Genomic DNA, 25,407 nt, shown 5'->3' with positions numbered 1-25,407 from the left:
GGCGGGAGAGGCCCTAAATCGACTATTCCGCGGCGGTCGGCAAGGGTTTCTCACCCGCATCAGGGCTGGAATCCTCCGACGTTTCGGTGACCGCCGGCGGCAGCCGATTCGGCGCGGTGCCGTCGTCATCGACCTGGGCGAGCCGTTCGCGGGCCTCCTCGGCCTCGCGTTGCCGGTTCCACATGCTGGCATAGAGGCCGTCGGCGGCCAAAAGCCGCGCGTGGGTGCCGCGCTCGGCGATCCGGCCCTGGTCCAGCACGATGATCTCGTCGGCGCCGACGATGGTCGACAGCCGGTGCGCGATCACCAGCGAGGTGCGGTTGCGCGAGACCCGCTCCAGCGCGCCCTGGATCTCGTGCTCGGTGTGGCTGTCGAGCGCGGAGGTCGCCTCGTCCAGCACCAGGATCGGCGGCGCCTTCAGCACCGTGCGCGCGATCGCAACGCGCTGCTTCTCGCCGCCGGAGAGTTTCAGGCCGCGCTCGCCGACCTGCGTCTCATAGCCCTGCGGCGACATCCGGATGAAGCCGTCGATCTGCGCGAGGCGCGCCGCCTCCTCCACCTCGTCGTCGCCGGCATCCCAGCGGCCATAGCGGATGTTGTAGCGGATGGTGTCGTTGAACAGCACGGTGTCCTGCGGCACCATGCCGATCGCCGAGCGCAGCGAGGCCTGCGTCACGGTCTTGATGTCCTGGCCGTCGATCAGGATGCGGCCGCTCGAGACGTCGTAGAGGCGGAACAGCAGCCGCGAGATCGTCGACTTGCCGGCGCCGGAGGGACCGACGATCGCAACCGTCTTGCCGGCCGGCACCTCGAAGCTCAGGCCCTTGAGGATCGGCCGGTCCGCCTCGTAGGAGAAGCGGACATCCTCGAACCGCACGCTGCCGGATGACACCGCGAGCGGCTTGGCCCCCGGAATGTCCCTCACCTCGGGATCGCGCGCCAGCACGTCGAACATCTTCTCGATGTCGATGATCGCCTGCTTGATCTCGCGATAGACCATGCCCATGAAATTCAGCGGCTGGTAGAGCTGGATCATCATCGAATTGATCAGCACGAAATCGCCGACAGTGTGGGTGCCGTTGCGGATGCCGAACGCGCACATCAGCATGGTCGCGGTCAGCCCGGCGGTGAAGATGATCGCCTGCCCGGTGTTGAGCACCGCGAGCGAGGTATAGGTCTTCACGCTGGCCTGCTCGTAGCGCTCCATCGAGCGGTCGTAGCGCCGCGCCTCGCGCTCCTCGGCGCCGAAATATTTCACCGTCTCGTAGTTGAGCAGCGAGTCGATCGCCTTGGTGTTCGCCTCGGTGTCGGAATCGTTCATCCTGCGGCGGATCTCGATCCGCCACTCGGTCGCGATATAGGTGAAGTACATGAACACGACGACCGTGAGCAGCACCGCGAGCACGTAGCGCCAGTCGAACTGCCAGAGCAGCACCGCCGCCAGCAGCGCGACCTCGACGATGGTCGGGATCAGCTGCAGGATCACCATCCGCACGATGGTCTCGATGCCGGAGCGGCCGCGCTCAAGGACGCGGGTCAGGCCGCCGGTCTTGCGCTCGAGATGGAAGCGCAGCGACAGCTCATGCATGTGCACGAAGGTGATATAGGCGAGCCGCCGCACCGCATGCATGGCGACGCGGGCGAAGATGCCGTCGCGCCACTGCGTCAGCACCGCCATGATGATGCGCACCGCGCCGTAGCTGATCGTCATCAGCACCGGCGAGGCGATCAGCCAGACCACCCAGTTCGAGGCCGCGACCGGCGCCGAGCCGGTGCCGTTCAGCGCATCGATCGCCCATTTGAAGGTGAACGGCACCGACAGCGTCGCGAGCTTGGCGAACAGCAGCAGCACCACCGACCAGATCACGCGCGTCTTCAAATCGGCGCGATCGCCGGGCCAGATGTAGGGCCAGAGACGAACGAGGGTGCCGAGCAGCGTCCCCTTCTCGGCGGCCGGCGGCGTGGCCGTGGGCTGTGCGGCGCCGGTCACACTCTGTTGCGGCGGCACCATCAGGCGCCCGCCCGCGCGGCCACGGCGCGGCGCTCCGCTGCGACATCTTTTCCACGGTTTGCCATTGTGCCCGTCATATAGATCGTTTGAACGCGGCGTACAGGCTTATGACGAAAATTGTTCGCGATTCGCGGGAATTTACGGGATTTTTTGGCCCTCAATCCCCATATGGGAGTCTTGACCCTGTTTACGCTGCAGTGCCACAAGGAACGTATGAACCAAATCAAGACTGTCTGTGTTTATTGCGGCTCCGGCCCCGGTAACAATCCCCGTTTCGTTGAAGCTGCCGTCGCGCTCGGCAAGAGCTTTGCCGAAAACAACGTGCGCCTGGTCTATGGCGGCGGCTCGATCGGCTTGATGGGCGCGGTCGCGAGATCGACGCTCGATCACGGTGGCTCCGTCACCGGCATCATTCCCGAATTCCTGCGCGCGCGCGAGAACGCGTTGACTTCGGTTCAGGAGATGATCGTCACGCCCGACATGCATGAGCGCAAGCGCCTGATGTTCGAGCGCTCGGATGCGTTCGTCGCGCTGCCGGGCGGCATCGGCACGCTGGAAGAGTTGGTCGAGCAATTGACCTGGCAGCAGCTCGGCCGTCACCACAAGCCGATCCTGCTCGCCAACATCGACAATTTCTGGGAGCCCCTGCTCTCGCTTTTGAACCACATGCGCATGACCGAGTTCATCCGCCCCACGCTGCCGATCAACGTGCTGATGGCCGATCGCATCGACGAGATCCTGCCGCGGCTGCGTTCGGCGGTGGCACGCACGCCCGAGGCCGCGAAGGATCTCGCGCCCGAAGTGGCGCGGCGGCTGTAACTGTTCGCCGCACTTTCGGCTCCATGACCGTCATGCTGAGGAGGCCGCAGAGCGGCCGTCTCGAAGCACGACGGCCCCGCTGGTGGCCGTGCATCCTTCGAGACGCGCTACGCGCTCCTCAGGATGACGGGTCGAGACAAGTGCTAGCCTGAAATCCTTACTACTCGCTCGGAAACGTCACGGCCTCGATGCGGTTGCCGTCGGGATCGAGGACGAAGGCCGCATAGTAGCGCACGCGGTCGTGCGGGCGCAGGCCCGGAGGACCATCGGAGAGGCCGCCGGACGCCAACGCAGCGGCGTGGAAGGCGTCGACCTCCGCGGTAGTCTTCGCGCGCAGGCAGATATGGGTGCCGCTCTCATGCGGCACCTGCGCCATCGTGGCGCGCAGATTGATCCAGAATTCTGGATAGGCCTTGCCGAAGCCGACCGTCGCCGGCCGCGTGACGAGGCGGCTCAGGCCAAGCGCGGCCAACGTCGGCTCGTAGAACCGCGCGGCCCGTTCCAGATCGCGAACGCCGACGGAGACGTGGTCGATCATGGATACTCCCTCCCCGTTGTCATTCCGGGATGGTCCGAAGGACCAGACCCGGAATCTCGAGATTCCGGGTTCGCTGCTTCGCATCGCCCCGGAATGACGGCTCAATCACTCACGCCTGCGCGCCCGACTTCACCAGCTTGTAGAACACCGAATCCATCAGCGCCTGGAACGAGGCGTCGATGATGTTGGGCGAGACGCCGACCGTGGTCCAGCTCTCGCCGGTCTCGTCCTCGCTCTCGATCAAGACGCGCGTGACCGCCTCGGTGCCACCATTGAGGATACGCACGCGGTAGTCGATCAGCTTCAGGCCATCGATATATTTCTGGTACTTGCCGAGGTCCTTGCGCAGCGCGACGTCGAGCGCGTTGACCGGGCCGTTGCCTTCGGCGGCCGAGATCAGCCGCTCGCCGTCGACATCGACCTTCACCACCGCGAGCGCCACGGTGACGCGCTGGCCGTTGGCGTTGTAGCGCTGTTCGACATTGACGTCGAACTGCTCGACCTTGAAATATTCCGGCACCTTGCCGAGCGTGCGGCGCGCCAAGAGATCGAACGACGCGTTGGCTGATTCATAGGCGAAGCCCGCGGCCTCGCGCTCCTTCAATTCCTCGACCAGCCGCGTCAGCCGCGGATCGCTCTTGTCATAGGCGATGCCGGCACGGTCGAGCTCGGCCATCACGTTGGAGCGGCCGGCCTGATCGGACACCAGCACCTTGCGGTGATTGCCGACGGAATCCGGCAGCACGTGCTCATAGGTCTGCGGATCCTTCATGACAGCCGAGGCATGGATGCCGGTCTTGGTGACGAATGCGCTTTCGCCGACATAGGCCGCATGGCGGTTGGGCGCGCGGTTCAGCATGTCGTCGAGCGTGCGCGACACCTTCATCAGCGTCGCCAGCTTCTCCGTGGTGACGCCGATCTCGAACTTGTCGGCAAACTCCTGCTTCAGCTTCAAGGTCGGGATCAGTGAGCAGAGGTTGGCGTTGCCGCAGCGCTCGCCGAGGCCGTTGAGCGTGCCCTGGATCTGCCGCGCGCCGGCCCGCACCGCGGCGAGCGAATTGGCGACCGCCTGCTCGGTGTCGTTATGGGCGTGGATGCCGAGATGGGCGCCGGGCACCTGCTTGATGACTTCGCCGACGATGGTCTCGATCTCATGCGGCATGGTGCCGCCATTGGTGTCGCACAGCACCACCCAGCGGGCGCCGGCCTGATAGGCCGCCTTGGCGCAGGCGAGCGCGTAGTCGCGGTTCTCCTTGTAGCCGTCGAAGAAATGCTCGCAGTCGACCATCACCTCGCGGCCGAGCGCCTTCGCGGCAGCGACGCTGTCGCGGATCGAGGCGAGGTTCTCCTCATTCGTGGTCTCGAGCGCGACGCGGACCTGGTAGGCGGAGGATTTCGCGACGAAGCAGATCGCGTCCGCCTTGGCCTCGAGGATGCCGGCAAGCCCGGGATCGTTCGACGCCGAGCGGCCCGGCCGCCGCGTCATGCCGAAGGCGGTGAAGCGTGCGTGGTCGAACGCAGGCTTCTTGCTGAAGAACTCGGTGTCGGTCGGATTGGCGCCGGGATAGCCGCCCTCGACATAGTCGATGCCGAGCGCGTCGAGCATGCCTGATATCACCTGCTTGTCCTGCAGGGTGAAGTCGACGCCATTGGTCTGCGCGCCGTCGCGCAGCGTGGTGTCGAACAGATAGAGGCGCTCGCGGCTCACGCGTGGCCTCCCGGGGTCGCGACACCATCGAGCTGCTTCTGCATCGTGGTGTTGGCGAGCCACTCGTCGTTGATAGTGACCGAGTTGCGCTGCTGAGCGACGTAGCCGCGCTTGCGGAAGAATTCCAGCGCGGTGTCGCTGGCATCGACCTTCAGGGTCTTGGTGCCGCGGGCACTCGCGATCTTCTCAAGCGCATCGCACAGCGCGCTGCCGACACCCTGCCCGACCGCGCTCGGATGCACATAGAGCATGTCGATGAGATCGGCGCCCTTCAGCGAGGCGAAACCGACCGGGGCGCCCTGCAAGGTCGCGATCAGCGTGAGCTGGCCGGCGAGCTTCTTGCCGAAGGCCGCCTCGTCGTCGGCGGCCATCGCCCAGGCTTCCTGCTGCGCCTCGCTGTAGTCGTCGCCGGTCAGGTCCATGATCGAGGCCGCGAAGATCGCCGCCAGCAGCGGCGCGTCGTCGGGCAGATACGGGCGCAAGGCGGGCGCGGAGCGGCTCATCGCGCGACCTCCCAGGTGGTGATCGGCTTTCCTTCGGCATCCTTTCCGTCCTTGATCGCCACGCCCATCGCGGCGAGCTGATCGCGGATCCGATCCGACTCCTTGAAGTCCTTGCGGGCCCGCGCCGCGGTGCGCTCGGTGATCAGTGCTTCCACCGCGGCGGCATCGACACCGCTCGCCTGCTGCTTGCGGGCCTCCCACGCGGCCGCGCTCTCCGACAGGAAGCCGAGCAGCCGGAGCGAGCCGGCAAACTCCCTGCGGCTCTGTTCGCTGCTCGACGCAGCACCGCGCAGGCCGTGCAGCACGGCCATCGCCTGCGCCGTATTGAGGTCGTCGTAGAGCGCCTCGACCATCGCCGGCGACGGCGCGCCGGGATCGGCGTCGGCCGCGACCGCGTACCAGTCGTCGAGTGTCTTCGCGGCCTCCTCGGTGGCCTTGGCGGTCCAGTCGAGCGGCGAACGATAATGCGTCTTCAGCATGGCAAGCCGCAGCACCTCGCCGGGCCAATCGGCCAACAGATCGCGGATCGTGAAGAAGTTGCCGAGCGACTTCGACATCTTCTCGCTTTCGATCTGCAGGAAACCGTTGTGCATCCAGACATTGGCCATGCGGTCGGAGTGGAACGCGCAGCAGGTCTGGGCTAGCTCGTTCTCATGGTGCGGGAACACCAGGTCGATGCCGCCGCCGTGAATGTCGAACTTCTCGCCGAGATGCTTCCAGGCCATTGCCGAGCACTCGATGTGCCAGCCGGGGCGGCCCTCGACCTTGATGCCTGCGGGCGACGGCCATGACGGCTCGCCCGGCTTCGACGGCTTCCACAGCACGAAATCGGTGTTGTCGCGCTTGTAGGGCGCGACATCGACGCGGGCGCCGGCGATCATCTCGTCGAGCGAACGCTTCGACAGCGCGCCGTAACGCGGCAACATCGAATTGGCCGCGTTCATCGCCTGCGGCGAGAACAGCACATGATCCTCGGCGACATAGGCAAAGCCGCCGGCAACCAGCTTCTCGATGATGGCGCGCATCTCCGGGATGTGCTCGGTCGCGCGCGGCTGCACGGTCGGCGGCAAGCAGCCGAGCGCCGTGACGTCGTCCTGATACTGCTGATAGGTCTGCTCGGTGACCTTGCGGATCGCCTCGTTCAGCGGCACGCCGGGATAATCCCGCGCGGCGCGGACGTTGATCTTGTCGTCGACGTCGGTGACGTTGCGGACATAGGTCACGTGATCGGCGCCATAGCGATGGCGCAGCACGCGAAACAGCACGTCGAAAACGATGGCAGCGCGGCCGTTGCCGATATGGGCGAAGTCGTAGACCGTCGGTCCGCAGGCATACATGCGGACGTTTTCGGCATCGAGCGGCACAAACGGCCGCTTCTCCCGGGTCAGCGTATCGTAGAGGCGCAAATCCATGGAAACCGTTCCCTTGCGGCCGGGCGGTCCAATGCTCTCATGTGTTGAGAAAAGACGGCCTCAGCCAGCGAATCGCTAGCTCATAATCTCGCGGCAAATGCTGCAGATGGCGAGGTGGCCGTTCATGGTTCCACCATGTCTCACGGCCCCATTATTGCGTCAAGGGGCTGTTTTCGGGCAGTTAGCCACCCGCTCCGCACCGAAATCACGTCAACGCCCTCATGGTTAATCATTATTAAGGATTTGGGCGTATCCGGTCGCTTGCGGTTTCCCCGCCATTTTCACTGGTGCACCATGCGGCCTGTTTCAGCATTGATTGCCTGCACGCTCTTTGTTGCTCCGTCCTTCCTTGTTTCCTCGGCCGCGCTGGCCGACAGCCGCGTCTTCATCGTCGCCAACCAGGCCGACGGCTACGGCATCGACCAGTGCCTCGCCCGCGGCGATCGCTGCGGTGCCTCCGCCGCCCGCGCCTATTGCCGGTCACGCGATTTTGCGCAGGCCACCAATTACCGCCGCGTCGATCCCGACGAGATCACCGGTGCGGTTCCGCACGCCGCGAATGAAAAATGCAACGGCAACAGCTGTGGTGAATTCGTCGCCATCACCTGCCAGCGCTGAGCCAAGCCGCTGGCCAGACGGGGTTATTGCCACACCGGCGCCCCGGAAACGACGTGACGCTGCCCCGAGAAACGGCTATTGCAGCGGCCTTGCCCGCGCGCTTTGGCGTTGATCGCCGCGCGGCGTCGTTTTAATGGCCGGATATGCCCAATAGCTCCCGTTCTCGCTTCTCCCGCTGGTTTCTGAGTTGCGCCGTGCTGGCCGGCATGTCCCTGCCCGCCACGCATGCCCTGGCGCAAGTGCCGCCCGGCCCGCCCGGTCCGGCTCCGCAAGGCGCGCCACAGCCCAATCCGCAGGCCAATCCGATGTGCGGCCGGCTCGAAGGCCAGCTGGCGGCGATCGACCGCGGCGGCGGCTCCGGCGACCCGGCCAAGGACGAGCAGATCCGCCGCTATCAGGACGCGGCAACCCGCCAGCAGGGCGAGCTCGATCGCGTGACGGCGCAGGCCCGGCGCATGGGCTGCGACAGCTCCGGATTCTTCTCGCTCTTCAACAACAATTCGGCGCAGTGCGGTCCGGTCAACACCCAGATCCAGCAGATGCGCGCCAATCTCGACCAGATCACCGCCAATCTCGAGCGGCTGCGCTCGGGCGGGCTCGGCGGCGCCGACCGCGAGAACCAGCGCCGTTCGGTCCTGACCGCTCTGGCGCAGAATAATTGCGGCCCGCAATATGCCGCGGCCGCGCGTGGCCCCGGCAACTTCCTCGAGAACCTGTTCGGCGGCGGTGGCGGCGGCAATCCCAACAATCCGCTGCCCCCGCCCGATGCGCAGTATGGCGCCCAGTCCGGGACCTTCCGCACCGTCTGCGTCCGCACCTGCGACGGCGCCTATTTCCCGATCTCGTTCGCGACCGTGCAGGCGCGCTTCGCCGCCGACGAGCAGATCTGCAAGGCGCAGTGCCCTGCCGCGGATGCCAGCCTGTTCACCTACCGAAATCCCGGCGAGGACATCAACCAGGCGGTCTCGATCAGCGGCGTGTCCTACTCGTCGCTGCCGAACGCCTTCAAGTACCGCACCGAGTTCAATCCATCCTGCTCCTGCAAGCCGGCCGGCCAGAGCTGGGCCGAGGCGCTGAAGGCGGTCGACGACAAGGCGTCCGCCGAGCAGCAGGGTGACATCATCGTCACCGAGGAGAGCGCGCGGAAGATGCAGCAGCGCGCCCAGACCAAGGCCGCCGCCGGCAAGAAGGGCGCGCCCGCAGCCGCAGCTCAACAGCAGCCCGCCGCCGCTGACGCCGCGGCACCGGCCGCGCCGGCGAGCGACGGCCAGATCCGCACCGTCGGCCCGACCTTCATTCCCAAGCGGTAAGAAGAGTTCAGCCCTCGAACGCTTCCGCCGACGCGCGCGAGGTGCGCGCCACCAGCGTCTCGTCGGGCGCCGGCAGCGCCTTGCCGAAATCGCGGAAGCGGTTGGTGATGGGATAGCGGCGGTCGCGGCCGAAGTTCTTCCGCGTCACCTTCACCCCCGGCGCCGCCTGCCGCCGCTTGTATTCGGCGATGTTGAGCAGGCGATCGACCCGGGCCACCACGTCGCGGTCGAAGCCGGCTTCGATGATGGTCGCCAGCGGCTCCTCGCGCTCCACCAGCCGCTCGAGGATCGCGTCCAGCACGTCGTAGGGCGGCAGCGAATCCTGGTCGGTCTGGTTCTCGCGCAACTCGGCGGTCGGCGGCCGGATGATGATGTTGACCGGGATCACCTCGCCTGACGGCCCGAGCGCGCCGTCCGGCTTCCAGCCATTGCGCAGGCTCGACAGGCGAAACACCTCGGTCTTGTAGATGTCCTTGATCGGATTGAAGCCGCCGTTCATGTCGCCGTACAGCGTGGCGTAGCCGACCGACATCTCCGACTTGTTGCCGGTGGTCACCACCATGGCGCCGGTCTTGTTGGAGATCGCCATCAACAGCGTGCCGCGGGCGCGCGCCTGCAAATTCTCCTCGGTGATGTCGCGCTCCAGCCCCTTGAACACCGGCGCCAGAATCGTCTCGAAGCCGTTCACGGCATCGGCGATCGGCAGGATCTCGTAGCGGATGCCGAGCGCCGCGGCGAGCTTGGCGGCATCGTCGAGCGACACCTGCGCGGTGTAGCGGAACGGCAGCATCACGCCGCGCACCTTGTCGGCGCCGAGCGCATCGACCGCGATCGCCGCGCACAGCGCCGAGTCGATGCCGCCGGAGACGCCGAGCAGCACGCCGGGAAAACCGTTCTTGCGGACATAGTCGCGCAGACCGAGCACGCAGGCCGCGTAATCGGCCTTGTCGCCCTCGAGCTGCGCCGTGATCGGCCCGTTGCAGCGCCAGCCGTCGGCGGTCTTGCGCCAGGTCAGCGTCGTGATGTTCTCCTCGAACGCCGGAAGCTGCGCCGCGACGGAAAGATCGGCATTCAGCGCGAACGAGGCGCCGTCGAAGATCAGCTCGTCCTGGCCGCCGACCTCGTTGAGATAGACCAGCGGCAGCCCGCTCTCAGTGACGCGCGCGACGACGATCGACAGCCTGAGGTCGGCCTTGTCGCGGGCATAGGGCGAGCCGTTCGGCACCACGAGAATCTCGGCGCCGGTCTCGGCGAGACATTCGATGACGTTCTCGTATTCTTCGGACTCCTCGAGCCAGATGTCCTCGCAGATCGGCACGCCGATACGCACGCCGCGCACCGTCACCGGGCCCGGCGCCGGGCCGCGCGCGAACAGCCGCTTCTCGTCGAACACGCCGTAATTCGGCAGATTGGCCTTGAAGCGCAGCGCGGCGATGCGGCCGCCGTCGAGCAGCGCGCAGGCATTGTAGAGCTTGCCGTCCTCGACCCACGGCGTGCCGATCAGCATCGCTGGGCCACCATCCCTGGTCTCGCGCGCCAGTTCCTCGATCGCGGCGCGGCAGGCCGACTGGAACGCCGGCTTGAGCACCAGATCCTCCGGCGGGTAGCCGGTGATGAACAGTTCCGACAGCACCACGAGGTCGGCGCCGTCGGCCTTGGCTTTCTCGCGCGCGGCGCGCGCCCTCGCGGCGTTGCCGGTGACGTCACCGACCGTCGGATTGAGTTGCGCCAGGGTAATCTTGATCTGTTGTTCGCTCATACGCTTAAGTTGTCCTGCACAACCGCAAACTTCAATCACCTTCCGGTCATGGTGCGATTGCAGAAATCGCGCCATGACCGGCGGGAGCTTCTTTTGAGCATGATCTGATCGGAAAACCGGTTCCCACGTTTCCGGATCATGCTCGGGAATCAGAACGCGCCCATGCGTTCGGCGAGGGCGAACAGCCAGAACAGCCCGGCCATGACGAGCGCGACGCCGACCGCGGCCGAGCCCATGTCCTTGACCCGCCCGATCTGCGGATCGTGATCCATGGTCAGGCGATCGGCGAGCTTCTCGATCGCGGTGTTGAGCAGCTCGATGACGAGCACCAGCACCACGGTCGCAACCAATTCGACCCGGCGCATCACGGTGGCGCCGACCAGCCAGGCCAGCGGCAGCGACAGCGCCAGCGCCACCACCTCCTCGCGAATCGCCTGCTCCGAGCGAATGGCGAATGCCAGCCCGTTGCGCGAGTTGATGGTGGCTCGCCAGAACCTCAGCAAGTCACGGCCCCCAAGTCCAAGTCACTGCCTGCCCAAGCCACAGCCCCAATCACAACCCCGCAGCGGCCGGCATCGGCTTGACCTTGCCGGCGCGCTCCTGCTTCAGGAGTTCGGCGATCAGGAAGGCCATGTCGATCGACTGTTCGGCATTAAGACGGGGATCGCAGACCGTGTGGTAGCGGTCGTTGAGGTCCTCATCGGTGATGGCGCGCGCGCCGCCGATGCATTCGGTGACGTCCTGTCCGGTCATCTCCAGGTGCACGCCGCCGGCATGGGTGCCTTCAGCAGCGTGGATCTGGAAGAACGACCTCACCTCCGACAGCACGCGATCGAACGGCCGCGTCTTGTAGCCCGAGGTCGAGGTGATGGTGTTGCCGTGCATCGGATCGCACGACCACACCACCTTGCGCCCTTCCCGCTGCACGGCGCGGATCAGGCCTGGCAGATGGTCGCCGACCTTGTCGGCGCCGAACCGGTTGATCAGGGTCAGGCGCCCCGGCTCATCGTCGGGATTGAGGATGTCGATCAGCTTCAACAGTTCGTCCGGCTTCAGCGACGGGCCGCATTTCAGGCCGATCGGGTTCTTGATGCCGCGGAAATATTCGACATGGCCGTGATCGAGCTGACGGGTTCGGTCGCCGATCCAGATCATGTGGCCGGAGGTCGCGTACCAGTCGCCGGTGGTGGAATCGACCCGCGTCATCGCCTGCTCGTAGCCGAGCAGCAGCGCCTCGTGGCTGGTGTAGAAATCGGTGGCGCGCAGCTCGGGATGGCTCTCGAGGTCGAGGCCGCAGGCGCGCATGAAGTTCAGCGCATCCGAGATACGGTCGGCCAGCTCCTTGTAGCGGCGTGATTGCGGCGAATCCTTCAGGAAGCCGAGCATCCACTGATGCACGCTGCCGAGATTGGCGAAACCACCGGTGGCGAACGCGCGCAGCAGGTTCAGCGTCGCGGCGGATTGCCGATAAGCCATCAGCTGGCGCTGCGGATCGGGAATGCGCGCTTCCGGGGTGAAGGCGATGTCGTTGACGATGTCGCCGCGATAGCTCGGCAGCTCGACGTCGCCCTGCTTCTCGGTCGGCGACGAGCGCGGCTTGGCGAACTGGCCGGCGATCCGGCCGACCTTCACCACCGGCAGCGCGCCGGCATAGGTCAGCACGACCGCCATCTGCAACAGGACGCGGAAGAAGTCGCGGATGTTGTTGGCGCCGTGCTCGGCAAAGCTCTCGGCGCAGTCGCCGCCCTGCAGCAGGAAGGCCTCGCCGGCGGCGACCCGCCCCAGCGCCTTCTTCAGGCTGCGCGCCTCGCCCGCGAACACCAGCGGCGGAAAAGTCGCCAGCTGGGCCTCGACATCGGCCAATGCCTTGGCATCGGGATAATCGGGCACCTGCAGCACCTTCTTGGCGCGCCAGCTATCGGGTGTCCACCGCTCGGACATGAGGTCAACTCCTGAGCAAAAACCGCAACTTAATCACGGCATGACGAAAGCCCGGCTTATACACAGGGCTCCGCTTTCCCGCTAGAAGGATTCCTGCAATCTGGTCAAGCCCTTGCAGGGAAATCCGAATTCGCATTTGGTAGAGCATAGCATGAATGCCGGGGAAATCGCCGTGGCCTCCGCCGCGCTGGACGACGTTTTTAGCGACGACATCGTCGTGCCGGCCGCGGACGGCTATCCGCTCGCCGCGACGCTGTTCCTGCCGCGCGGCACGCGGCGTCAGGCCGTGCTGATCAATTCGGCGACTGCCGTGCCCCGCAAGGTCTATCGCGGCTTCGCCGGCTACCTCGCCCGCCGCGGCGCCGCGGTACTGACCTACGACTACCGCGGCACCGGCGGTAGCCGGCCGATGGCGGACTGGGCTGCGCTCGACGCCACCGCGGCGGTGAGCTGGATGCGCGAGCGCTATCGCAGCCTCCCCTTCGCCTATGTCGGCCACTCCTTCGGCGGCCAGGCGCTCGGGCTGCTTGCCAACAATGCCGAGATCCCGCGCGCGCTCCTGATCGCATCGCAGGCTGCCTATTGGAAGCTGATGGCCTCGCCCGAGCGCTACCGCGTCGTCGCCTTCATGACCGGCGTCGGCCTGCCGCTGGCGCGCACGCTCGGTTACCTCCCCGCTTGGGCCGGCCTCGGCATGGACCTGCCGAGGGGCGCGTTCGAGCAATGGCGGAGCTGGGTGATGCGGGAGCGCTATCTGCTCGATGATGCCACGCTGACAGCGCGCGAGAATTTTCCGAAGTTCAAGGGCAAGCTCCGCGCGCTTGTCATGACCGACGACACCTGGGCAACGCGGCCGGCGGTCGAATTGCTGTGCTCCGCCTTCACGTCGATCACGCCGGAGATCATCTCGATCCGTCCCGCCGACGCCGGCGCAAAAGCGATCGGCCATCTCGGCTTCTTCCGCAGCGACCACCGCGACGCGCTGTGGCGCGGTGCCGCGGAGTGGATTGAGGCGGAGGGATAGACGCGGCACTCTCCGTCGTCGTCCCTGCTTTCGCAATGCGAAAGCAGGGACGACGACGCATTTATTGCGCTGCTGGTGAGTCATAATTTCGCATTCTCGCGACATGAATCGCGCGAGCTTTGCTCTTCAACTCGGATTCGCGGTCAAGATGATGGGTATCGCTTCGCTCCACCCATCCTGCCAGCCTCACACCACCTTCCGCGGCGCCGCCGTCGCAGCATCGCCCGTGTTCGGTGTCCCGGTCGGCTCGATCAGCAGCAGATGCACCTCTTCCCGCGCGACGGGGCGATGCTCGACGCCTTTCGGCACGATGTACATCTGGCCGGGCGTTAGCGTCACGGTGCGGTCGCGCAGCTCGATGTCGAGGATGCCTTTCAGCACGAGGAAGAAATCGTCGGTGTCGTCGTGCTTGTGCCAGACGAATTCGCCCTGCACCTTTACCACCATGACGTCGCAGGCATTGAATTGCGCCACGGTGCACGGCGACCAGTGATCGCTGAATGTCGACAGTTTCTGCGAAAGATCGATCGCGCCGCTCATGATGCCTCCGGGTCCGGGCCAGCCTGCCGGACTCGTTAGCTCAGCCGCGCGACGCACTCAATGCACGCCCCTCAGCCTCTCCGGATATGTACTCGGCCCATTGTGCCCGTTGATGTCGCAAGGCGCTTCGCCGTTGGTGGCCCGCCGCGCCAGCAGTTCCTTTTCGGCCTGATACCAGAGCTGATCCATCTTGCCCGGCGGCTCGCCGGCGTCCTTCCATAATTCGTAGGCGCGGGTCCGGATCTCCTGCTCGGTTGGGCCTCTCATGCGCGGCTCCCTCAATTTGAGACATCAAACTGTTTGAGAGTGGAACGGACAGCATAGCGCAAGGTTCCAGGGTGCGCGAGACGGCCGCGCGCCGATGGCGCATCGCCTGTGCACAAGCGCCGTTGCGCAGACCATTCGCCGGAAACCGCGTTCGATTTGAGCGCGCGAAGCGGCCCTGAGGAAAAGTCCCGGGTGGATGTGCATGTCAACAAGGGTGCCCTAATTCCCGGGCACGAAGCGCGGCCGTCGGCGCCGGTCTTGCGGAGGCGCGCTACCCCTTCCGAGGTATGAAACCTTTGCCCCGCTTCCGCAGACAAAAACTCATCAGGATTTTGCCAACCTTCCTGGGGCTAGAGACAGCGCCGTCCGCATGTATTTTAAGCGGGCGGCGTTGGGCTGTCAGGCAGGGCTCATTCCCCGTTCCCCATCGCCAGGAGAACACCAGGACGGCAGCGCCGGCCTGCGGGCTACCGCTACTCCGCCGCCTGGCGCACGTGGCGCGCGGTGGGCGTCCGCATCGTCACCAGCTCTTCGGAAGCGGTCGGATGCAGCGCGATGGTGGCGTCGAAATCGGCCTTGGTCGCCTTCATCTTGACGGCGATCGCGACGGCCTGGGTGATTTCGGCGGCGCTATCGCCGACGATGTGGCAGCCGAGCACGCGGTCGCTCGCGCCGTCGACCACGAGCTTCATCAGCACGCGGGTGTCGCGGCCGGACATCGTCGCCTTGATCGGGCGGAAATCGGTCTTGTAGATGTCGACGTGGCTGAACTGCGCCCGCGCCTCCTCTTCCGTCAGACCAACGGTGCCGACCTCCGGCTGCGAGAACACCGCGGTCGGGATCGTGGCGTGGTCGACCTCGACCGGGCGCTTGCCGAACACCGTGTCGGCGAAGGCATGGCCCTCGCGGATCGCAACCGGGGTCAGATTGGTGCGGTGGGTGACGTCGCCGACCGCATAGATGTTGTCGACCGAGGTCTTCGACCAGCCGTCGACCTGGATGCCGCCATTGGCGGGATTGATGGCGACGCCGGCGGTCTCAAGCCCGAGATTGGCGACATTGGGATGCCGGCCGATCGCGAACATCACCTGGTCGGAGGCGATGCTCGAGCCGCTCGACAGGTGCGTGGTGAAGTCACGGCCGTGCTTGTCGACCTTCGCCACCGTGCAGCCGGTGATGATGGTGATGCCGCGCTTCTCCATCTCGGCGCGGACATGCTTGCGCACGTCCTCGTCGAAGCCGCGCAGGATGTTGTCGCCGCGATAGATTACCGTGACGTCGGAGCCGAAGCCGGCGAAGATGCCGGCGAATTCCAGCGCGATGTAGCCGCCGCCCTGGATCACGATCCGCTTCGGCAGCTCCTTGAGGTGAAACGCCTCGTTGGAGGAGATCACGTGCTCGATGCCGGGCACGATCGGCCCGTGATTGGGCGCGCCGCCGGTCGCGATCAGGATGTACTTCGCCGTCACCTTCTCGCCGGTGGCGAGTCTGATGGTGTGGGCATCCTCAAGCACCGCGCGGGTCTTCGCGATCCGTGCGCCCGACTTCTCGACGTTGGTGGTGTAGGCGCCCTCGAGCCGGGCGATCTCCTTGTCCTTGTTGGCGACGAGAGTGGCCCAGTCGAACGAGACCTGCCCGATGCTCCAGCCGAAGCCGGCCGCGTCCTCGATCTCGTCGTGGACGTGGCTGCCGATCACGAACAGCTTCTTCGGCACGCAGCCGCGGATCACGCAGGTGCCGCCCATCCGGTACTCTTCGGCGACCATGACCTTCGCACCGTAACCCGCGGCGATGCGGGCGGCACGAACGCCGCCCGAACCACCACCGATGACAAACAGGTCGACGTCAAACTCGGCCATGGTAAATCTCAGCTCTAATCGCCGGAATTCGGCTTGATCAACTGCTTTCCCTCAGCTTGAGGGCATCTAGTCTTTCACCGCCGTCATTGCGAGGAGCGATAGCGACGAAGCAATCCATCTCTCCGCTTGTGGGACAATGGATTGCTTCGCTTCGCTCGCAATGACGTAGATTAGTGCGGCGCACTCAACTTGACGCCCGTCATGCTGAGGCGTCGTTTAGATATCCTTGCCGCGCTTCTTCATCTCGGCCTTGAACTGGGCGTTGACGATCACGCCAAACTGCTGCGCCCACTGCTGCATATATTGCAGCGAATCGTTGATTGCCTTGGGCTCAGAGGTCAGAAGCTTCTGACCGAGCGGCGTCTTGTAGAAGATCACGAGATCCTTCAGCTCCTGCTCGGTGAACTCGGCGGCGTAGAGCTGCGCCATGCCTTCGCCGATTTCCTTCTCACTGCCACCCAGGTTCTTGGCGATGACGAGCGCGACCTCGTTGAGGTCCTTCTGGTAGTTGAGGTATTGCTGGAGCAGACCGGTCTTGGTCTTCTCGATGATTCCAGGAACGGCGCCGGCATACATCACCTGCACGTTCTTCATCTGAAGGATTTCCTTGGCGTACCCAATCGCCGCGGGGGTCGACTGCTTGACCTGGGGCATGGGAGGCAGCTGCGGCTGCTGCGCCATCGCCGGTGCGAGCGCCAGTCCAGCCGCCAGCGCCGCAGCCGACAAAAGTCCCGAAAAACGATTCATTCCAAGTCTCCTTGCTTGCGGCCTCATGGCCGTTCAACAACCCGAATTCCCTGCACGCCGGCCAGCACGGCGACGCTGCCAAGCCCGATGAACAGGCCGTGTTCGACCACGCCCGGAATCACGCTGAGCAAACCGGCAAGACGCGGCGGATCGCCGATCCGGCCGAGATGGGCATCGACGATCCAGTGGCCGCCATCGGTGACAAAAACGTGACCGTCCTTGCCCTGACGGACCAGCATTTCGCCGGATACGCCGGCCTCTGAAAACGCCCGCGCCATCGCGGCCTGGGTCGCGGCGAGCCCGAACGGGATCACCTCGACCGGCAACGGAAAGCGGCCGAGCACGTCGACCCATTTGCTGTCGTCGGCGATCACGATCATGCGATCACTGGCGGCCGCGACGATCTTCTCGCGCAGCAGCGCCCCGCCGCCGCCCTTGATCAGGTTGAGCGCCGGATCGATCTCGTCGGCGCCGTCGATGGTGAGGTCGAGATGGTCGATCTCGTCCAGCGTGGTCAGCGGAATGCCGCAGCGGATCGCATCCGCGCGGGTCGCTTCCGAGGTCGGCACGCCGATCACCTTCATGCCCGACCGGACCTTCTCGCCGAGCAGCTCGACGAAATGCTTCGCGGTCGATCCGGTGCCGAGCCCGAGCTTCATGCCGTCGCGCACCTCTTCGAGCGCGCGCGCCGCCGCCTGGCGTTTCAGTGCGTCCATGTCCACGTGCCGATAGCCCCTCGGTTGGTCCGTTACGGGCCGCCATCGGGTGGCCCGGCGGGCGCATATCTAGCGTCGTTTTGCAGGCAGGAATAGCGGCAAGCGGACCAGTCTTTAGGCCGAAACGGCGTCCATCGCGGCCAAAATCGCCGAAAAGCGCTGTTCGACCTCGGCCCGCATCCCGGGGTGGGTGAAAATGTAGAACTGGTCGTCGCGGATCGCGGCCAGCACATGTCCTGCAACCGACGCCGGATCGAGACCGGCCTCCAGGCGTCGCGCGATCTCGGCGACGACAGCGGCCATCGGGCTTGCCGGATCGAGCTGACGGGTCGGGCCGTACTGCTCCGGGCGGTTGCGCCCGCTCTCGCCGATCCGGGTCCGCACAAAGCTCGGACAGAGCACGCTGACGCCGATCCCGAGCGGCCTGAGCTGCATGGCGAGCCCTTCGGACAGGCTGACGACGGCGAACTTGGTCGCCGAATACGGGCTCAAGCCAAGCCCGGCATTCATCCCGGCCATCGAAGCCGTATTGACGATATGGCCACCCTCGCCGTGCCCGCGGATGTGCGGCAGGAAGCTCCTGATGCCGTGCACGACGCCCATCAGATTGACGTCGATCACCCAGCGCCAGTCGTCGACCGAGATCGGGTCAATGCCGCCGCCGGCCGCGACGCCGGCATTGTTGCAGACGACATGGACCTTGCCGAAGGCGCGGAACGACGCCTCCGCCGCGCGATCGACGCTTAGGGGATCGGCAACGTCGCAGACCACGCCATGAGCATCCGCGCCGCCGGCGCGCAGCGCATCGACGGCCTTGTCCAGCGGACCGGCTTCAATGTCGGCGAGCATCACCTTCATGCCCTCGCGAGCAAAGGCGGTTGCCATCGCCAGTCCGATTCCGCTGGCCGCGCCGGTGACGAAAGCGGCTTTTCCGGCAAGTTCCCGCATCTCAGCCTCCCCTATCTCATGACGTGCCCACATCTACTCTTGCATCGCAGCGCCCGGCCCGATAGCCAAAAGCATCATGTCCGCCGCCTCTCCCCCCATCGTCGTATTCGATCTCGACGGCACGCTGGTCGACACCGCGCCCGATCTGATCGGCGCGCTGAACCATGTGCTCGACCGCGAGGGCCTGCGGCCGGTGCCGCTGGCGGCCGCGCGCAGCATGATCGGCGCCGGCGCCCGCAAGCTGCTCGAACGCGGGCTCGAGGTGGAAGGACGCGCGGTCAGCGTCGGTGACCTCGACCGCTTGACCGCGGATTTCGTCGACTATTATGCCGAGCATATCGCCGACGGCTCGCGACCGTTCGACGGGCTCGAGGCCGCGCTCGACCGGCTCGAAGCAAAGGGCCATCGCTTTGCGGTGTGCACCAACAAGCTGGAATGGCTGTCGAAGCTGCTGCTCGACCGGCTCGGCCTGACCAAGCGCTTCGCCGCGATCTGCGGCGCCGATACCTTCGGCATCGCAAAACCCGATCCGACGTTCCTGCGCGAGACGGTGGCCCGCGCCGGCGGCCGGCTGCCCGGCGCCATCATGGTCGGCGATGCTGGCCCCGATGTCGGGGTCGCAAGGCGCGCCCAGGTCCCGGTGATCGGCGTCGATTTTGGCTATACCGACGTTCCGATGACCGAGCTGAAGCCGGACCGGCTGATCAGCCATATGCGCGATCTGCCGGACGCCGTCGCCAGCCTGAGCGCGGCATAAACTTTCCGCAACACACTGATATCGCTTGGCAATATTTAGCCATGCGATTCCACCATTAACCATCCTTTAACGAGCAGGCCCCCCGCTGTTGCGCCTCTGTTCCGACGCACCTATGGTCCGCTCCGGGGATTGTGGCTGATTGCCGCAGTAGAGTGTGGATCATGCGTCGTATCATCGTGATTGCGGCCGCCGGGCTGAGCCTGGCCGGCTGCTCCTCCTTCTCATTGGATTCGTTCAAGTCGGCGCCGCCGCCGATGCCGGTTCAGCTGGATTCAAACCCGCCGGGCGCCGACGCCGTGACCTCGCTCGGACCGGGCTGCAAGACGCCCTGCACCGTGTCGATCCCGGCGCCGGAGACCAACTTCTCCGTCACCTTCAACATGCCGAAGTTCCAGCCGGCGACCGTTCCGGTCACCGTGACCCGCGTTCCCGGCGACTTCACCACGCCGGCCACCACGACGCTGGATCCCAGTCCGGTGTTCGCCGAGCTGCAGCCGGCCGGACCGCCGCCGCGCGCGGCGAAGAAGCCGATACGGAAGAAGAAGCCGAAACCGGCTGCCGCTGCGGCGCCTGCCGCCGCTCCGGACTCCGCGTTCCCCGCCCCGAGCGCGGCTGCGCCGGCGCCGGCCGCCGCGCCGTCGCGCTAGCGCGGGCGGCCGAACCGCATTTGCACTGCACAAGAGCCCGGCCCAAAGCCGGTTTTTGTATTTGGTCGAGACACATCCGCGATTGCGATCATGCATCGCGCGATCTGCCTCGCCTATCGCTTTGCATGCTGCGGATCATCCATACGATCATCCCTTGGGACGCATTGTGACAACGCGCCAACATGCATAGATTGCGGATGCCGGAGCCGATCACGGCGCGGCAGGCAGGAAACAGATTGCAAGGCCCGAACTGAATGAACGGATCCACGCAAGCACATTCCGACACGCTGTTTCGTCCGATGACCGATCCGTTCGGCCGGACCATCCGCTATTTGCGCGTCTCCGTCACTGACCGCTGCGACCTGCGCTGCTTCTACTGCATGTCGGAGGACATGACCTTCCTGCCGAAGGCCGATCTCTTGACGCTGGAAGAGCTCGACCGGCTCTGCTCGGCCTTCGTCGCCAAGGGCGTGCGCAAGATCCGCCTCACCGGCGGCGAGCCGCTGGTCCGCCGCAACGTGATGGGCCTGGTCCGCTCGCTGTCGCGCCATCTGACCACGGGCGCACTCGACGAATTGACGCTGACCACCAACGGTTCGCAGCTGGCGCGCTTCGCCCAGGAGCTGGCCGATTGCGGCGTGCGCCGCGTCAACGTCTCGCTCGACACCCTCGACCCCGTAAAATTCCGGGCCATCACCCGCTGGGGCGACATCGACAAGGTGCTGTCGGGCATCGAGGCGGCGCGGTCGGCGGGACTCGCGGTCAAGATCAACGCGGTCGCGCTGAAGAACCTGAACGAGGACGAGATACCGGCGCTGATGGAATGGGCGCACGGCAAGGGCATGGGCCTCACCTTGATCGAGGTGATGCCGATGGGCGACATCGGCGAAGGCCGGATCGATCAGTACGTGCCGCTGTCCTTGATGCGCGCGCGGCTCGAGAAACACTACACCCTGACCGATCTGCCCGACGACACCGGCGGGCCCGCCCGCTACGTCCGGGTCGCCGAGACCGGCGGCAAGCTCGGCTTCATCACGCCGATGACCCATAATTTCTGCGAATCCTGCAACCGGGTGCGGATCACCTGCACCGGCACGCTGCACACCTGCCTCGGCCACGAGGACGCCTCCGACCTGCGCCGGCCGCTGCGTGCCTCCGCCGACAACGATTTGCTGGCGGCGGCCATCGACCGCGCCATCGGACTGAAGCCGAAGGGGCACGATTTCATCATCGACCGCCGCCACAACCGTCCGAGCGTCAGCCGCCACATGAGCGTGACCGGCGGCTAGTCTTCAAGCTCCCTCCCGACGCGCGGCCTGTCCCCCGATTACCAAGGCGGGACAACAGTTTGCCGCGGCGTCAATTTGTCCATTTTCCGATTGACGGCGTTCCATGGCGCTGATTTGGTGAATCAGCTTTCACGCTAGTCTGGCCAGCATAGGCCGCTGCCCTCCGTCGGCTCTTGTCGACGATTCCCGGCAGCCAAGAACGGCTGAAGCGGATTTCGGGGGAGGACGAACGTTTGCAACTGCTCCTGAAAGTGAGCCGTGGCTCCGTGCGCATGCGCGCGGCGGCCAGATGATGCTTGAAGAGATATTCGGCGCGCGGATGGCGCGACCGTGGAGATCGTGATGCGCCCATTGTTGGCATTAAGTCAGGCCATCGACCAACTCAACGAGAAGATCGGCTACATCTGCAACCTGCTGGTGCTGATCTCGTGCCTGGTCAGCGCCGGCAACGCCATGATCCGCTACGCGTTCAGCTACTCGTCGAACGGCTGGCTCGAGGCGCAGTGGTACATGTTCGCGATCCTCGTGATGTTCGGCGCCTCCTACACCTTCAAGCGCAACGAGCATGTCCGCGTCGAGATCATGTATCTGATGCTGTCCGAACGCGGCCAGCTCTGGCTCGACCTGATCGGAACGCTGTTCTTCCTGATCCCGGCCTGCCTCCTGCTCGCCTATCTGTCATGGCCGTTCTTCTACCAGGCCTATGCAGTCGGCGAGATGAGCGGCAACGCCGGCGGCCTGCTGCGCTGGCCGATCAAGTTCGTTATCCCGTCCGGCTTCGTGATGCTTGCGCTGCAAGGCGTCTCAGAGGTGATCAAGCGGATCGCCGCGCTGCAGGGCTACGTGACCATCGACGCGAAGTATGAGAGGCCGACTCAATGATCACGCTGGAGATGATGCCGCCACTGATGTTCGGCGGCCTGATCGTAGCGATGCTGATCGGTTATCCGGTGGCGTTCACGCTCGCCGCGGTCGGCCTGTCGTTCGGGTTCCTCTCGATCTATCTCGGCTTCTTCGACCTCAACTTCCTGCAGGCGATCCCGGGCCGCATCTTCGGCAGCGTGCTGTCCAACGAGCTGCTGCTGGCGATCCCTTTCTTCACCTTCATGGGCGCGATATTGGAGAGATGCGGGCTCGCCGAGGACATGCTGGATTCGATGGGCCAGCTGTTCGGCCCGATCCGCGGCGGCCTCGGCTATTCCGTGATCATCGTCGGCTTCATCCTCGGCGCCATCACCGGCACGGTGGCAGCGCAGGTGATCGCGATGGCGCTGATCTCGATGCCGGTGATGATCCGCTACGGCTACAACATCCGCTACATCACCGGCGTGCTCGCCGCCTCCGGCACCATCACGCAACTTGTCCCTCCCTCTCTCGTCCTGATCGTGCTCGCCGACCAGCTCGGCAAGTCGGTCGGCGACATGTATCTCGGCGCCTGGGGCCCATCGGTGTTCCAGATCCTGCTGTTCGCCGGCTACACCTTCCTGCTCGGCATCTTCAAGCCGAGCCATGTGCCGGCGGTGCCGATCGAGGCGCGCACGCTGACCGGGTGGGCGCTGTGGAAGAAGTGCCTGCTCGGCATCATCCCCTCGGCGGTACTGATCTTCGTCGTGCTCGGCACCATGATGATGGGCCTTGCGACCCCGACGGAAGCCGGCGCCATGGGCGCGGTCGGCGCCATCGTGCTCGCCGCCATCCACCACAAGGATTTCAGCGCCACCGGCAACAAGGTGCTGATGGTCGGTGTGATCGCCGGCGGCATCGGCACCATCATCGCGATGCTCTACAGCGAGAACCTGCTCTTCAAGCTCGCCTTCGCGATCACCTACGCCGCGGTGGTCTGGATCTGCCTCGAGGCCGTCAAGATCCCGGACCTGCGCGACCTGATCAAGCAGGGCTACGAGACCACCATGCGGATCACCTGCATGGTCACCTTCATCCTGATCGGCTCGACCTGCTTCTCGGTCGTGTTCCTCGGCGTATCCGGCGGCACCTGGCTGGAGCACCATCTGACCTCGCTGCCCGGCGGCGTCTGGGGCTTCCTGATCTTCATCAACCTGTTCATCTTCTTCCTGGCGTTCTTCCTCGACTTCTTCGAGATCGCCTTCATCATCCTGCCGATGGTCGCGCCGATCGCGCAGAAGGTGCTGGCGCCGGTGGTCGGCCCCGACGCCGCGCTGATCTGGTTCGGCGTGATGCTCTGCGTCAACATGCAGACCTCGTTCCTGCATCCGCCATTCGGCTTCGCGCTGTTCTATCTGCGCGGCGTGGCGCCCAAGGAAGTGAAGAGCTCGGACATCTACTGGGGCGCAATGCCGTGGATCGGCTTGCAGGCGATCATGGTGGCGCTGGTGATCGCGTTCCCGGTCGTCGTCACCGGACTGCTCGACAAGCCGCTCGATGTCGACCTCAACAAGGTCAAGATCGAGGTGCCGCAGATCGACCTGCCGCCGCTCGACTTCGGACAGCCGAAACAGTAGCCCGGCATCAGCGCATTCGGCGTGCCCAGAGCATTTCGGTTCTGATTAAATCAGAACCGAAGCCCTGGATTCTCGTTTTGTCGCGTTTTCTTCACGCGAACCGGCGTCCACTTCGCTCGAAAACGCTCGCGGGCGCGAGGCACGCCGCTGTTGACGGCACCGGCGAGGCCTGTGAAGACGGGGATACGGATCGTCCTCCAACTCACAGATCGCCGCCATGCCCCAATTGCATCCCGCCCGCTCGCTCATTCGCCCGCTGATGCTGTCGCTTGGTCTGGCGCTTGCCGCGCCCGCAGCGCATGCAGCCGACATTCGCGCGCTGGCGCAACAGGAACAGCAGCCGCTGCTCGACACCCTGCGCGACCTCGTGCAGATCGAATCCGGCAGCAAGGACATCGAGGGCCTGAACCAGCTCGCCGAGCGAATCGCCGGCCAGCTCAAGCAGCTCGGCGGCACGGTCGATATCCTGCAGACCACCGATATCTACCGCCTCGACGACACGCCGGAGAAGATCGGTCCCGCCGTGCAGGCCGTCTTCAAGGGCACGGGCAGCGCGAAGATCATGCTGATCGCGCACATGGATACGGTGTATCTCAAGGGCATGCTGAAGGACCAACCCTTCCGCATCGATGGCGACAAGGCCTATGGGCTCGGCATTGCCGATGACAAGCAGGGCGTCGCCACCATCCTCCACGCCGTGGCGTTGCTGCAGAAGCTGAACTTCAAAAATTACGGCACGCTCACCGTGCTGATCAATGGCGACGAGGAGATCTCTTCGCCCGGCTGGCGCAGCACCATCACCCGCCTCGCCGCGGAACAGGATGCCGTGTTCTCGTTCGAGGGCGGCGGCACCGACGGCACGCTGCGCCTCGCCACCAGCGGCATCGGCTCGGCCTACCTCACGGTGCACGGCAAGTCGTCGCATGCCGGCGCCAGGCCCGAAGGCGGCGTGAATGCGCTCTATGAGCTGTCACACCAGGTGCTGCAGATGAAGGACCTGTCCAAGCCGGAGCAGGGCCTGAAGCTGAACTGGACGGTGTCCAAGTCCGGCACCAACCGCAACGTGATCCCCGCCGAAGCCACCGCCCAGGCCGATGCGCGCGCGCTCAAAATGGCGGATTTCGACGAGCTCGAGAAAGCCCTGCAGGACAGGATCAAGAACCGCCTGCTGCCGGACTCCGGGGTGGACGTGAAGTTCGAGGTGCGCCGCCCCCCGCTCGAAGCCAGCGACGCCTCGCGCCGCGTGGCCGGCCACGGCAAGACGATTTATCAGGAACTCGGCATGGCGCTGAACGTGGCCGAGCGGGCCACCGGCGGCGGCACCGACGCGGCATTTGCCGCCCTCAAGACCAAGGGCGCCGTGGTGGAAGGCATGGGCCTGTCGGGCTTCGGCGCGCACTCCAACGATGTGGAATACGTGCAGATCAACAGCATCGTGCCGCGCCTCTATTTGACCACGCGCATGATCATGGATCTGTCCGACGGCAAGGTGAAGTAGACCGGCAAGGCCGCGG

At 65.3% G+C, this 25,407-nt stretch carries 24 protein-coding genes; 10 read left to right on the top strand and 14 right to left on the bottom strand.

Annotation, left to right across the window (positions count from 1 at the left end):
• Positions 1–22: 22 nt before the first annotated feature.
• Positions 23–2,011 (bottom strand): ABCB family ABC transporter ATP-binding protein/permease, encoded by a 1,989-nt coding sequence (locus ACVMB1_RS08905; protein ID WP_246786570.1) that lies wholly within the window; start codon positions 2,009–2,011, stop codon positions 23–25.
• A 213-nt stretch (positions 2,012–2,224) separates the two neighbouring features.
• Between ACVMB1_RS08905 and ACVMB1_RS08900 the strand changes: the two genes are divergently transcribed.
• Complete coding sequence (locus ACVMB1_RS08900) at positions 2,225–2,830, top strand: LOG family protein (RefSeq protein WP_141340547.1); 606 nt, start codon at positions 2,225–2,227, stop codon at positions 2,828–2,830.
• Positions 2,831–2,990: 160 nt separating this feature from the next.
• Here the strand turns inward: ACVMB1_RS08900 and ACVMB1_RS08895 are convergent, their stop codons facing one another.
• The 4 genes from ACVMB1_RS08895 to cysS all read right to left on the bottom strand — a co-directional run bounded on the left by ACVMB1_RS08895 (position 2,991) and on the right by cysS (position 6,991).
• Complete coding sequence (locus ACVMB1_RS08895) at positions 2,991–3,368, bottom strand: VOC family protein (protein ID WP_057017270.1); 378 nt, start codon at positions 3,366–3,368, stop codon at positions 2,991–2,993.
• Positions 3,369–3,477: 109 nt separating this feature from the next.
• Positions 3,478–5,076, bottom strand: a complete 1,599-nt coding sequence (cimA, locus tag ACVMB1_RS08890) for a citramalate synthase (protein WP_141340546.1) — start codon at positions 5,074–5,076, stop codon at positions 3,478–3,480.
• Positions 5,073–5,579: a GNAT family N-acetyltransferase gene (locus tag ACVMB1_RS08885; RefSeq protein ID WP_141340545.1), complete on the bottom strand. Its 507-nt coding sequence runs from the start codon at positions 5,577–5,579 to the stop codon at positions 5,073–5,075. Before ACVMB1_RS08885 ends, cimA begins: the two co-directional genes overlap by 4 nt.
• The gene (gene cysS, locus ACVMB1_RS08880; RefSeq protein WP_141340544.1) at positions 5,576–6,991 is read right to left on the bottom strand and encodes a cysteine--tRNA ligase; all 1,416 of its coding nucleotides are present in this window, start codon (positions 6,989–6,991) and stop codon (positions 5,576–5,578) included. Before cysS ends, ACVMB1_RS08885 begins: the two co-directional genes overlap by 4 nt.
• Before the next feature lie 294 nt (positions 6,992–7,285).
• Between cysS and ACVMB1_RS08875 the strand changes: the two genes are divergently transcribed.
• Positions 7,286–7,609 (top strand): hypothetical protein, encoded by a 324-nt coding sequence (locus tag ACVMB1_RS08875; protein WP_057017266.1) that lies wholly within the window; start codon positions 7,286–7,288, stop codon positions 7,607–7,609.
• 143 nt (positions 7,610–7,752) lie between these two features.
• Complete coding sequence (locus ACVMB1_RS08870; protein ID WP_076826456.1) at positions 7,753–8,919, top strand: DUF2865 domain-containing protein; 1,167 nt, start codon at positions 7,753–7,755, stop codon at positions 8,917–8,919.
• Between the two features lie 7 nt (positions 8,920–8,926).
• Here the strand turns inward: ACVMB1_RS08870 and ACVMB1_RS08865 are convergent, their stop codons facing one another.
• From ACVMB1_RS08865 to ACVMB1_RS08855, 3 genes are all read right to left on the bottom strand, one after another.
• Entirely contained in the window at positions 8,927–10,678 is a 1,752-nt protein-coding gene (locus ACVMB1_RS08865) for an NAD+ synthase (RefSeq protein ID WP_456848502.1), read from the bottom strand.
• A gap of 149 nt (positions 10,679–10,827) precedes the next feature.
• The gene (locus tag ACVMB1_RS08860) at positions 10,828–11,181 is read right to left on the bottom strand and encodes a diacylglycerol kinase (protein ID WP_028334253.1); all 354 of its coding nucleotides are present in this window, start codon (positions 11,179–11,181) and stop codon (positions 10,828–10,830) included.
• A gap of 49 nt (positions 11,182–11,230) precedes the next feature.
• Positions 11,231–12,619, bottom strand: a complete 1,389-nt coding sequence (locus ACVMB1_RS08855; protein ID WP_028334252.1) for a class II 3-deoxy-7-phosphoheptulonate synthase — start codon at positions 12,617–12,619, stop codon at positions 11,231–11,233.
• 151 nt (positions 12,620–12,770) lie between these two features.
• On the opposite strand from ACVMB1_RS08855, the gene ACVMB1_RS08850 reads away from it, so the two are divergent.
• Entirely contained in the window at positions 12,771–13,643 is an 873-nt protein-coding gene (locus ACVMB1_RS08850; protein ID WP_456848500.1) for an alpha/beta hydrolase family protein, read from the top strand.
• Positions 13,644–13,829: 186 nt separating this feature from the next.
• On the opposite strand, the gene ACVMB1_RS08845 is transcribed toward ACVMB1_RS08850, so the two are convergent.
• The 6 genes from ACVMB1_RS08845 to ACVMB1_RS08820 form a co-directional block, all read right to left on the bottom strand.
• A complete protein-coding gene (locus ACVMB1_RS08845) occupies positions 13,830–14,183 on the bottom strand; it encodes a cupin domain-containing protein (RefSeq protein WP_076826452.1) in 354 nt (117 codons plus the stop codon).
• 57 nt (positions 14,184–14,240) lie between these two features.
• Positions 14,241–14,450, bottom strand: coding sequence for a DUF2934 domain-containing protein (locus tag ACVMB1_RS08840; protein WP_057017262.1), 210 nt, complete (start codon positions 14,448–14,450; stop codon positions 14,241–14,243).
• Positions 14,451–14,923: 473 nt separating this feature from the next.
• Positions 14,924–16,309, bottom strand: coding sequence for a glutathione-disulfide reductase (gene gor / locus ACVMB1_RS08835; protein ID WP_456848498.1), 1,386 nt, complete (start codon positions 16,307–16,309; stop codon positions 14,924–14,926).
• Positions 16,310–16,525: 216 nt separating this feature from the next.
• Positions 16,526–17,056: a DUF2059 domain-containing protein gene (locus ACVMB1_RS08830; protein ID WP_057017260.1), complete on the bottom strand. Its 531-nt coding sequence runs from the start codon at positions 17,054–17,056 to the stop codon at positions 16,526–16,528.
• Between the two features lie 23 nt (positions 17,057–17,079).
• Complete coding sequence (rpiA, locus tag ACVMB1_RS08825; RefSeq protein WP_141340543.1) at positions 17,080–17,778, bottom strand: ribose-5-phosphate isomerase RpiA; 699 nt, start codon at positions 17,776–17,778, stop codon at positions 17,080–17,082.
• Positions 17,779–17,886: 108 nt separating this feature from the next.
• Positions 17,887–18,720, bottom strand: coding sequence for an SDR family NAD(P)-dependent oxidoreductase (locus ACVMB1_RS08820; protein WP_057017258.1), 834 nt, complete (start codon positions 18,718–18,720; stop codon positions 17,887–17,889).
• Positions 18,721–18,796: 76 nt separating this feature from the next.
• Here ACVMB1_RS08820 and ACVMB1_RS08815 point away from each other — a divergent pair, with 76 nt between their 5' ends.
• From ACVMB1_RS08815 to ACVMB1_RS08790, 6 genes are all read left to right on the top strand, one after another.
• Positions 18,797–19,477, top strand: coding sequence for an HAD hydrolase-like protein (locus tag ACVMB1_RS08815; RefSeq protein WP_076826449.1), 681 nt, complete (start codon positions 18,797–18,799; stop codon positions 19,475–19,477).
• Positions 19,478–19,638: 161 nt separating this feature from the next.
• Positions 19,639–20,124 (top strand): PEGA domain-containing protein, encoded by a 486-nt coding sequence (locus ACVMB1_RS08810; RefSeq protein ID WP_076826447.1) that lies wholly within the window; start codon positions 19,639–19,641, stop codon positions 20,122–20,124.
• A gap of 254 nt (positions 20,125–20,378) precedes the next feature.
• A complete protein-coding gene (moaA, locus tag ACVMB1_RS08805; RefSeq protein ID WP_168858324.1) occupies positions 20,379–21,413 on the top strand; it encodes a GTP 3',8-cyclase MoaA in 1,035 nt (344 codons plus the stop codon).
• A 342-nt stretch (positions 21,414–21,755) separates the two neighbouring features.
• Positions 21,756–22,295, top strand: coding sequence for a TRAP transporter small permease subunit (locus tag ACVMB1_RS08800; RefSeq protein ID WP_028334243.1), 540 nt, complete (start codon positions 21,756–21,758; stop codon positions 22,293–22,295).
• On the top strand, positions 22,292–23,893 hold the full coding sequence (locus tag ACVMB1_RS08795; protein WP_057017254.1) for a TRAP transporter large permease: 1,602 nt from the start codon (positions 22,292–22,294) through the stop codon (positions 23,891–23,893). Before ACVMB1_RS08800 ends, ACVMB1_RS08795 begins: the two co-directional genes overlap by 4 nt.
• Before the next feature lie 217 nt (positions 23,894–24,110).
• A complete protein-coding gene (locus ACVMB1_RS08790; protein ID WP_076826444.1) occupies positions 24,111–25,391 on the top strand; it encodes a M20/M25/M40 family metallo-hydrolase in 1,281 nt (426 codons plus the stop codon).
• Positions 25,392–25,407 lie beyond the last annotated feature (16 nt).

The organism is Bradyrhizobium sp. USDA 4504, assembly GCF_054063995.1.
The sequence above is the reverse complement of the archived record's forward strand: the minus strand, read 5'-3'. Positions and strand labels throughout refer to the sequence as shown.